Source organism: Amycolatopsis thermalba, from assembly GCF_023376025.1.
Taxonomy (GTDB): domain Bacteria; phylum Actinomycetota; class Actinomycetes; order Mycobacteriales; family Pseudonocardiaceae; genus Amycolatopsis_E; species Amycolatopsis_E thermalba.
The window spans coordinates 2,608,973-2,618,986 of record NZ_CP091196.1 but is presented as its reverse complement, the minus strand read 5'-3'; the positions used below and the strand labels follow the sequence as shown (position 1 = coordinate 2,618,986).

Here is a 10,014-nt window from a genome sequence, read left to right as displayed (position 1 = left end):
TGGCGGACCTCTCGGACGGGTGGATTCGGCTGATCAGGCGGGCGGGTTGATCTTGCTGATCTCCGCGTCGTTGTCCAGCTCGGCGCCCATCTGCGTGTCGATCGCCGATCGCAGGCCACCGCCGAGGTCACCCAGCTCGTCGCCGATCTGCTTCATCGACGCGAAGAACTGCCCCGCGTTGGTCGCATCGAAGCCCGGCACGCCGGTCGACGCCGGGGTGCCCCGGTAGGTCGGCTTGAACTGCTTGCCGAGATCGTCGTTGCCGAAGACGGACATGTCCGGGCCGACCTTCTGGTCGTGCTCGCTGTTGGCGGCGCTCGCCAGCTTCGCCAGGTCGGCGCCGTTGAGCGCGATCTGGTCGCCGAGCGAGCGGATCTCCGCGGGGCTGGTGCTGATCTCGAGGTAGCTCACCGGTCTTCCTTCCCTTCTGCGTAGATGTCTGCGTCCAGGCGGTTCATCAGCTGGCCGATGGTGTCACTCTCGTTGGAGCGCAACTCGTGCTGCAGCGAGTACATGTCGGCCGGGAACTGCCCGGCCATGATCTCCTCGCGCTGCTGGTTGATGTCGGTGACGGCGTCACGGGAAGCGGCCAGGATCGCGGCCTGCAGCGCCGCGGCGTCGGGCTTGCGGAACACGCGCGGATCGATGTCGATGTCGGCCAGCTGTCCCCGCGGCCCCACCACGACCTTGACCAGTCTGTCCGGTGACCAGCCCACCCCGGTGAGCTGCATCATCCGCTGACTGGCCTTCGGCAGCTCCTCGGTGGCTTTCTTGATCTGCTCGAGCATGCCGATCAGCGCGGGATTCACGCGCCCCGAAGGGGAACTCATGACTACCTCCGTCCATCCGGCACAGTGGCGACATTGCCATGAACACCGGTCGCTCCGCTAGCATCGCCGCCGTGAACTCCAAGCGCCTCCGTGCGGCACTGGTCACCGCGGCCGTCGGGCTCGCCGTCGTGGCGGTGGCCCCGCCGGCCGCGCGGGCCCAGCAGAACTGTGTCGTTTCCGGGACGCTCGTGGTTCCCGTTCCGTGGTCGCAACAATTGCTGGCACCCGATCGGGTGTGGCCGCTGACCACCGGGGCCGGCCAGCGCGTCGCCGTGGTCAGCACCGGTGCGGCGGACAATCCGCAGCTCGCCGGGCATCTGGCCGAGCGGGCGAACTTCGCGCCGGCGGACATCGGAGAGTCCAGCGGCAGCCCGGACTGTCTCGGCACCGGCACCGGGGTGAGCGGCATCATCGCCGCGCAGCCCACGTCCGTGGTGGGGTTCCACGGCATGGCCCCGGGTGCGCAGATCCTGTCCGCGAAGGTCGTCGGCGACTCGTACCCGACGGGCCGCGAACCGCGGGAGAGCGTGGCGCCCCAGGTCCTGGCCGCCGCGATCAACTGGGCGGTCGACCGCAACGCGAGCGTCATCGCCGTCCCGACGATCACCTACGAGGACAACGGTGCCCTGCGCGGCGCGGTGCAGCGGGCGCTGTCGCGCAACATCGTGGTGGTGGCCGCCGTCGGCGAGCGGCAGTCGAACGAAGCACCGGGCCTGGTGCCCTACCCGGCCGGCTACGACGGCGTGATCGGAGTGGGGTCCCTCGCCGAGAGCGGGCTGGTCACCCAGGATTCGCGTGCCACGGCGGTCGACCTGGTCGCCCCGGGCGCCAACGTCGTCACGACGTTCCCGAACACCGGACTGGGCGCGGTGGCCGGCACCGAGTTCGCCACCGCGTACGTGGCCGGCACGGTCGCGCTGGTCCGCTCCCACCTGCCCCAGCTGTCCAATCAGGACGTCGCGAAACGGCTGTACGCCACGGCGGCACCGGCCCCGGAAGGCACCGGAAGCGCCTCCTACGGCTACGGCGTGGTGAACCCGTACCAGGCGGTGTCCGACCAGGTGGCCGCGGGAAACCCGGTGGCGCTCCCGCCCCTGGTCCCGCCGACGATCCCGCCGGACGTCGCCGCCCGGCAAGCCGCTGAGGACCGCAGCGACGACTGGGCCTTCGGCCTCGCCGCGGGCGGCTTCGCCCTCGTGGTGCTGGTGAGCGCGATCGTCGTGTTCGGACCGCTCGGCCGTCGCCGCCGCTGGCGTGCCGGGCTGGCTCCCGTTCCGCAGGACCGGCCCGAGGACGAGCGTCCCGAGCCGCCGGTGGAACTGTTCAGCGACCGCCCCAAGCGGTCGTGACGTCCTTCCCTGGCACAACGATTCCTCCCCTGCGTTCCCGAGCGTGAGACAAACCGGTCCCGGAGCGCGGACACGCTCCGGGACCGGCGGTGGTGATGAGATCTCAGGCTTGGAAGGCCCTGCTCGCCTGCTGGTCCGCGTTGAACGCGTTCTCCATCGCCTTGATCACGGCCTGGCCGAACTGCGCGCGGGTCGAGGCGTACTGGACCAGCTGCTTGTTCCACTCCACGTGCGCCTGCTCGAACGCGCTCGCGGCGGCACCTTCCCAGTCCGCACCGAGGATGCCCTTGGCCTGCGCCATGAAGTCGTCGAAGAGGTCTTCCAGGTCGGTCGACTTCTTGATGTTGGACGAACCGGCGTCCCCCACCATGCTCGTGTACTTGAGACGTCCATCCATGTCTCGGTCCCCTTTCGGTGAGGTCGGGCGACGGCCTACAGGCGGCCGAAGTTCATGCCCGAAGCGGCGGCGCTGATGGCGCTGGAGTCGTCGTCGTCCTGGTTGGTCAGGATGTTCTGGGTGCCCGTGATCCCGTTCATCAGCCTGTCGAGGATCGGGGCGAGGTTGCTGTGCCAGAAGGCCAGCAGGTCGGACGACGAGAGCTGACCGGTCGACGAGGCCTTGCCGGCCCATTCCGACCCGACGACGTTCTCGAGGTCGCCGTGCATGCTCTTGCAGATCTCCTCGCCGCGTGTCTTGGCATCGGCGAGGAGCTGGTTCAGCCTGGTGACTTGATCATGTACGAGATTCAGGGCCACGCCTGTCACCCCCCATGTCGCGGGACATTTACCAGCAGAGTAGGCGCGGCGGCTGACAACCCCCCGTCGCCCCGTACCACCCTGACACGGGACAAAACCGCTGGTCAAGACTTCTCGTCAGAAGTTCACCGGCTCCTGGTGCGGGTGGACTACGGGACCGCCGACAGCATCGCCGCCGACGGGTTCAGCGTCGGGCCCTCCGGGATGCGCTGCACGAGCGCGGCGGGGATGTCGACCGCCGACGACGCGGAATACCCCAGCTGACCCAGCACCTTGTCGTCGGGCACCGGGTAGCGCAGGCCGGCGTCGGTGACCAGCGTGTACGCCCCCGTGGTCGCGGTGGCCGAGGGCAGCACCCGCACCACGGCGACGCCGCCCGGCGGGACCAGCACCCGGTCGGCCAGCTTCGTGCCGGTGCCGCTCTCCGCGGTGGTGTCGATGGCCGGGTCCAGGACGCTCGTGTCGCCGCCGATCGAGATCACCGGGTCGGTGCGGGCGTCGTGGGTTTCCGAGCACAGCGCGGCGCGGCCCTCGGCGGGCACGGTGACCAGGTCCGGGGGCAGCGCCGGCGGCGCCGCCTCGCCCTCGGCGGGCACCAGCGCGTTGCTGGTCGGGGCGGCGTTCGCGGCCGCGGCGGTGATCTCCCTGGGCCGCACCGAGTACTGGCCGGAGATGATCCGCACCTGCAGCTCGGTCAGCGGCGCCAGCCCCTCCTGCCGCACCAGGTAGTACTGCACGCCGCGGGACAGCGGGTAGTAGACCACGTCACCGACGGCGAACCCGCTGAGCACGGCGGACGGCGAACCCTGGCCGGGCACGTCGATCCGCCCGATGTCCTGCCCCACCGGCAGGCCGTTCAGCCAGGCCGTGCCCGCGTCCACCGGACCGGCCTGCGCGCCGAACACCGAGCGGATCACCGCGCCGTCGGTGATCCGGTAGCGGTGGTTGTTCCACACCAGGTAGACGGTGCCGTCGGTGGAGTCGCTGGCCAGGATCGCGCGCTGGCCCAGCGGCACCCCGCCCGGCATGGACTGCCCGACCATCAGCGTGGTCGTGGTCAGCGGAGCGCCGGCCAGGTTCTGGCCCAGCACCGAGCACATCGTCCACGGCGTCGCGGTCGCGCGGCCGGCGGGCGGCAGCGAGTCCGGCGCACCGGGAATGCCCACCGCGGGCCTGCGCGGCAGGCCGGCCAGGTTCTTGCCCGCCACGCGGTGCGGCCCGGCCTTGTCCGCGCTGGTCAGCAGCCGCGCCGAGGCGTAGTTCAGGGTCGGCTGCAGCTCCCCGGACTGGTACACGAAGGTCGCGCCGGTCTCCCGCTCGATGATCACCGCGCCGTCCGTTTTCCAGGACGTGCCGCCGACTCCGGTGAACACGCCGTACACGCCGAAGCCCGCGGCGATGAGCACCGCGATCATGACCCCGGCGAACACCGCGCCCACTCCGCGCCGCAGCGGGGTCAGCTCCGGATCGGTCTCGTGCACGATGAGCGCGGAGGTGACCCGCTGCATCATGAACTGGTAGGCCTGCAGCTGGTCGCGACGAGTGGGCACGCCTATCCCTCAGCCGATCGAGGCCATGAGGCCCTGGACGTAGGTGAAGAATCCGGTGATGAACCCCGCGAACGGGATGAGGGCCACGATAGCCATGACGTCCACGATGTCGGCGATGCGGCCGAACCACGGCGAGGGGTTCTTGCGGGAGTAGACCAGCCCGGCGGCCGCGACCAGCAGCGCGAGCACCACCAGCGCCAGCAGGAACAGCCCGAGCCCGCCGTTGCCCGACGCGGTGCCGAAGCACCAGGCGGCCAGCAGCGCGAACACCCACAGCCCGGCGACCAGCAACGGGATCCGCTGGCGCGGCACCGGGAACAGCCGGGCACGCAGCAGCAGCGCCGCGCACGCCAGGATCAGCATGATCAGCCGCGACCCGCCGGCGTGCGCGGCGAGCGGGATCGCCGCGCACGCACTGATCAGCGCGGCGCCGGTGAGGAAACCGGTGAGCAGCTCGTCGGCGCGGGCGGCCGCGTCGAACACCGCCGGGGTGGCCGGGTGCGGTTCGTCGTTGAGCAGGTCGGCCGACCGCTGCGGCAGCGCGGGCAGCGGCACCCGGCCCAGCCGCAGCGCGAGCCACGGATATCCGGGCAGCAGACCGATCGCGATGGTCAGGACCAGCGCGCCGGCCGCGTCCGGGTCCATCCAGCCGCCGAACAACGCCCCCAGCGCGCCGAGGAAACCGGTGGTGATGGCGGCGACGAACACCCGGCTCGTCGCGCCGACGCCGAGGTAGCCGACGATGCCGAACACCAGCAGCGAGATGGCGCCCAGCAGCAGCTGCGCGGAGCCGAAGGAGAACAGCCCCAGGTGGTCCGGCGCGGTCGGCAGGTACCCGCCGAGGAAGGCGTACGGCAGCGCCGATCCGGCGAACACCGCGCCCGCGTAGGCGTCCGGCACCGCGCGCGCGACGACGATGCCCAGCGCGGTCAGGACCACCGCGGCGGCCAGCGTGATCAGGCCGGCGTCGAGCCACGGTGGTTCGAACAACAGGGACACCAGGCTGCCCCCGCACAGCAGCACCGCCGCGATGACGAGCCCTGCCCGCCGGGTGGCGGCGCGGCCCCAGCTGCGGCCGTAGCGCCGGGCGCCGCTGGCGATCGCCTCGACCAGGTCGTCGTACTCGATCTCCGGCCAGTCCACCGGACCCGGGACCAGGTGCAGGATCTCGCCGTCGCGCACCTGCTGCGCGGCGAGCGTCTGCTGCCCGTCGAGGCGTTCGCCGGTGGGCCGCCGCAGCGACCAGCCGCCGTGCTGCTCGCCGGTGTCCGGCGCGTCCTCGCCCGCGTGGCGCAGGATGTACGGGAGCAGTTCCGCGACCGGCACGTTCTCCGGGAGCGCGACGTCGATCCCGCGCTTGGGCGTGGTGATGCTCACCTTCGCGAGGGTCGTGCCCATCGCCGACGTCATGCTGCCCCTACCTCCAAATTGGACCCCGAGCCCGGCTGGGAGAGTATCCATTAAAGCGCGACACTAGGCTGGCGGAAAGCTCTATGCTGGCGCACCCGGGCGCTCGGGAGGTTTTCGGTCTTGGGAACGATCATAGTCAAGCGGCCACTCCGGCGGCCCGCGCCTGACCTGCCGTCGGGCGACGTGGTGCTCGATCCCCCACCCGAGAACCCGCCGCCCGCGGGCAAGAGCTGGTCGCGGGTGCTGATGATCCTGCCGATGCTCGCCGGCACCGGCGGCATGGCGCTGCTGATCGGCGCCGGGCGGTCCGGTCCGCTGATGTACGTCGCCGGCGGTCTGTACGGCGTCGCGGTGCTCGGCATGATCCTGTTCCAGATCATCAGCCAGAACGGGCAGGGCGCGAGCAAGCAGGAGATGATCGCGAACCGCCGCCGGTACATGCGCCGGCTGTCGCAGCTGCGCGCGCAGGTGCGGGACACGATCGACCAGCAGCGCACGGCGATGTTCTACCGCCACCCGGATCCGGCGCGGCTGTGGTCGACCGCGCAGAGCGCGCGGCTGTGGGAGCGCCGCCCCGGCGACTGGGACTTCACCGTCATCCGGATCGGGCTGGGCTCGCAGGAGCTGGCGACGCCGCTGGTGCCGCCGGAGACCAAGCCGATCGACGAGCTGGAACCGCTGTGCGCGATGGCGCTGCGCAAGTTCGTGACCACCTATTCGACCGTGCCGGACCTGCCGGTCGCGGTCGCGCTGCGCGGGTTCTCGCGGATCTACCTGACCGGTGACGACGACCGCAAGCGCGCGATGGCGCGGGCGCTGGTGGCGCAGCTGGGCACGTTCCACGCGCCGGGCGACGTGCTGACCGCGTTCTGCGTGCGCGAGCGCGAGCTGTGGGACTGGGCCAAGTGGCTGCCGCACGCGCTGCACCCGTCCAAGACGGACGCGGTCGGCCAGATCCGGCTGGTGGCGCCGAGCGTGACGGCGCTGGAGGCGATGCTCGACGACGTGGTGGCCAACCGGCCGCGGTTCAACCCGGGCACGCAGCCGATCGAGGGCTCGACGCACGTGGTGGTGTTCGTCGACGGCGGCGACGTCGGCGGGTCCGAGCACCTGATGATCGAGGGCGGCGTCGAGGGCGTCACCGTCATCGACCTCTCCGGCGAGCCGCCGCGCCTGCTCGACGCGGCCACGCTGGTGCTGGACATCTCCCCGGACGGCAACCTGACCAGCCGCACCATGGACGGCGCCGGCAACATCGGCACCGCCGACGGGCTGGGCATCGAGGAGATGCGCGGCCTGGTGCGCACGCTCGCGCCGCTGCGGCTGTCCGCGCTGACCGCCAGCGAGCAGCCGCTGTCCGGGTCGCTGGAGCTGACCGACCTGCTCGGACTCGGCGACCCGTACGAGTTCGAGCTGGCGAAGAGCTGGGAGACCCGGTCCAACCGGGACCGGCTGCGGGTGCCGATCGGCATCACCGCCGACGGCCGCCCGATGGAGCTGGACCTCAAGGAGTCGGCGCAGGACGGCATGGGCCCGCACGGCCTGCTGGTCGGCGCCACCGGCTCCGGCAAGTCCGAGCTGCTGCGGACGCTGGTGCTGGCGCTGGCCGTCACCCACGATTCGGAGATCCTCAACTTCGTGCTGGTGGACTTCAAGGGTGGCGCCACCTTCACCAAGCTGGACCGGTTGCCGCACACCAGCGCGGTGATCACCAACCTGGCCGACGAGCTGCACCTGGTGGACCGCATGCTGGACGCGATCGGCGGCGAGCTGGTGCGGCGGCAGGAGCTGCTGCGCAAGGCGGGCAACTACGGTTCGCAGCGCGACTACGAGAAGGCCCGCACCGCGGGCGCGCCGCTCGACCCGCTGCCCGCGCTGCTGATCGTGGTGGACGAGTTCTCCGAACTGCTGACCGCGCGGCCGGACTTCATCGACATGTTCGTCCAGATTGGACGCGTCGGCCGTTCGCTCGGTGTTCACCTGCTGCTCGCCTCGCAGCGGCTGGAGGAGGGCCGGCTGCGCGGGCTGGACTCGCACCTGTCCTACCGCATCGCGCTGCGGACGTTCTCCGCGATGGAGAGCCGGGTCGTGCTCGGCACGCCGGACGCGTTCCAGCTGCCCCGTTCCCCCGGCAACGGCTTCCTCAAGACCGGGGTGGACGAGCTGACCCGCTTCAAGGCGGCGTACGTGTCCGGGGTGCACCGGCGCGGCACGATCCAGCGCACCCACGACGAGGGCCGCCAGATCGACCCGGTGCAGGACTACTCGACCGCCTACCTGCGCCCGCGGCTGGCGGAGAAACCGGTGGAGCAGCCGAAGCCCGCCGAGGCCGACGACCTGGGCGAGACGCTGATGGACGTGCTGGTCGAGCGGCTGGAGGGGCAGGGCGTGCCGGCGCACCAGGTGTGGCTGCCGCCGCTGAACGAGCCGCCGACGCTGGACAAGCTGCTGGAACCGCTGGTCACCGATCCCGAGCGCGGCCTGACCACCGGGATCCGGGAGCACCGCGGCGCGCTGCGGGCGGCGGCCGGCATCATCGACCGGCCCGCCGACCAGCGCCGCGACGTGTGCTGGCTGGACCTGTCGGGCGCGGGCGGCAACCTCGCGATCGTGGGTGGCCCGCACAGCGGCAAGAGCACCGCGGTCCGCGCGGTGATCGCGAGCCTCGCCCTCACCCACACCCCGTCCGAGGTGCAGTTCTTCTGCCTCGACTTCGGCGGTGGCGGTCTGACCGCGTTGCGCGACCTGGCGCACGTCGGCGGGGTCGCGACCCGGCGCGAGGTCGACCGCGTGCGGCGCAGCGTCGCGGAGGCCCGCACCCTGATCGCCGAGCGGGAGCAGCGGTTCGCCGAGCAGGGCATCGACAGCATGGCGACCTACCGCAAGCTGCGCCGCGAGGGCCGGTTCCCGGAGGACCGGTTCGGCGACCTGTTCCTCGTGGTGGACGGCTGGGGCACCCTGCGCGCGGAGTTCGAGGACCTGGAGGCCGACATCGCCGAGGTGGTCAACCGCGGCCTCGCGTTCGGCGTGCACGTGATCGCGACCGCCAACCGCTGGATGGACCTGCGGATGAACCTGCGCGACATGTTCGGCAGCAGGCTCGAGCTGCGCCTGGGCGACCCGGTGGACTCGGTGATCGGGCGGCGGCAGGCCGCGGGTGTCCCGGAACAGGCGCCCGGGCGTGGTCTGTCGCCGGACGGCGCGCACTTCCTGTCGGCCGTCCCGCGGGTGGACGGCAAGGAGACCGCGGACGACCTCGCCGACGGCGTCCAGCACTTCGTCGCGTCGGTGAACGCCGCCTGGCCCGGCGCCCCCGCGCCGCGGGTCCGGCTGCTCCCGCCGATGCTGCCCTACTCGGCGCTGCCCGCGCCGGACGAGAACGGCATCCCGATCGGGATCTCCGAGGCCGACCTGCAGCCGGTGGGCCTGGACTTCACCGCCGAACCGCACCTGGTGCTGTTCGGCGACGTCGAATCCGGCAAGAGCACGTTCCTGCGGGCGCTGGCCACGAGCATCATGGCCCGGTACACGCCCGACCAGGCTCAGATCGCCCTCATCGACTTCCGGCGGAGCCTGCTCGGCCTGATCCCGGACGAGTACTTGATCGGTTATGCGACCGCGAGCGGAACCGTTCAGGAAATGGTGCGTCTGACCATCGACGCGATGCAGAAGCGACTGCCGGGAGGTGACATCACGCCGGAACAGCTCCGTTCCCGCAGCTGGTGGAGCGGCCCGGAACTGTTCATCCTGGTCGACGACTACGACCTGGTCGCCCCGAACCCGCACGACAACCCGCTCGCACCGCTGCTGGAGTACATGACGCAGGGCCGCGACATCGGCCTCCACCTGGTGGTCACCCGTCGCAGCGGTGGCGCCGCGCGGGCGATGTTCGACCCGGTCATCGCCCGGATCCGGGACCTGGCCTCGCCGGGGATCCTGATGTCGGGCAACCGCGAGGAGGGTCCGCTGCTGGGCAACATCCGGCCGCAGAAGCTGCCGCCGGGACGTGGCTGGCTGATCACCCGCAGCGGGGGTGCGCGGCTGGTGCAGCTCGCCGAGCTGCCTCCACAGGCCTGAGACAGTGATCCACCGGAGTTGACTCGAGGTGGTTAGCTAGGG

At 71.4% G+C, this 10,014-nt stretch carries 8 protein-coding genes; 2 read left to right on the top strand and 6 right to left on the bottom strand.

Annotated elements, in window-relative coordinates; all coding sequences use genetic code 11:
- Positions 1–33: 33 nt before the first annotated feature.
- Together L1857_RS12875 and L1857_RS12870 are read right to left on the bottom strand one after the other, a co-directional pair.
- On the bottom strand, positions 34–411 hold the full coding sequence (locus tag L1857_RS12875) for a hypothetical protein (protein ID WP_094004909.1): 378 nt from the start codon (positions 409–411) through the stop codon (positions 34–36).
- A complete protein-coding gene (locus L1857_RS12870; protein WP_233157193.1) occupies positions 408–830 on the bottom strand; it encodes a YbaB/EbfC family nucleoid-associated protein in 423 nt (140 codons plus the stop codon). The genes L1857_RS12875 and L1857_RS12870 overlap by 4 nt, the downstream gene beginning before the upstream one ends.
- Positions 831–901: 71 nt before the next feature.
- Here L1857_RS12870 and L1857_RS12865 point away from each other — a divergent pair, with 71 nt between their 5' ends.
- Entirely contained in the window at positions 902–2,179 is a 1,278-nt protein-coding gene (locus tag L1857_RS12865; protein ID WP_233157192.1) for a S8 family serine peptidase, read from the top strand.
- A 103-nt stretch (positions 2,180–2,282) separates the two neighbouring features.
- Here the strand turns inward: L1857_RS12865 and L1857_RS12860 are convergent, their stop codons facing one another.
- From L1857_RS12860 to eccD, 4 genes are all read right to left on the bottom strand, one after another.
- Positions 2,283–2,576, bottom strand: coding sequence for a WXG100 family type VII secretion target (locus tag L1857_RS12860; RefSeq protein WP_233157191.1), 294 nt, complete (start codon positions 2,574–2,576; stop codon positions 2,283–2,285).
- A gap of 35 nt (positions 2,577–2,611) precedes the next feature.
- Entirely contained in the window at positions 2,612–2,935 is a 324-nt protein-coding gene (locus L1857_RS12855) for a hypothetical protein (RefSeq protein WP_233157190.1), read from the bottom strand.
- 149 nt (positions 2,936–3,084) lie between these two features.
- Complete coding sequence (gene eccB, locus L1857_RS12850; RefSeq protein WP_116110050.1) at positions 3,085–4,485, bottom strand: type VII secretion protein EccB; 1,401 nt, start codon at positions 4,483–4,485, stop codon at positions 3,085–3,087.
- Between the two features lie 9 nt (positions 4,486–4,494).
- Entirely contained in the window at positions 4,495–5,895 is a 1,401-nt protein-coding gene (gene eccD / locus L1857_RS12845) for a type VII secretion integral membrane protein EccD (RefSeq protein ID WP_094004904.1), read from the bottom strand.
- A gap of 120 nt (positions 5,896–6,015) precedes the next feature.
- On the opposite strand from eccD, the gene eccCa reads away from it, so the two are divergent.
- Complete coding sequence (gene eccCa, locus L1857_RS12840) at positions 6,016–9,972, top strand: type VII secretion protein EccCa (RefSeq protein ID WP_249465180.1); 3,957 nt, start codon at positions 6,016–6,018, stop codon at positions 9,970–9,972.
- Positions 9,973–10,014 lie beyond the last annotated feature (42 nt).

Excerpts from the sequence above, each read along its gene's own strand:
- L1857_RS12870 (WP_233157193.1), bottom strand. The coding sequence starts at position 830 with ATGAGTTCCCCTTCGGGGCGCGTGAATCCCGCGCTGATCGGCATGCTC.
- L1857_RS12860 (WP_233157191.1), bottom strand. The coding sequence starts at position 2,576 with ATGGATGGACGTCTCAAGTACACGAGCATGGTGGGGGACGCCGGTTCG.
- eccD (WP_094004904.1), bottom strand. The coding sequence starts at position 5,895 with ATGACGTCGGCGATGGGCACGACCCTCGCGAAGGTGAGCATCACCACG.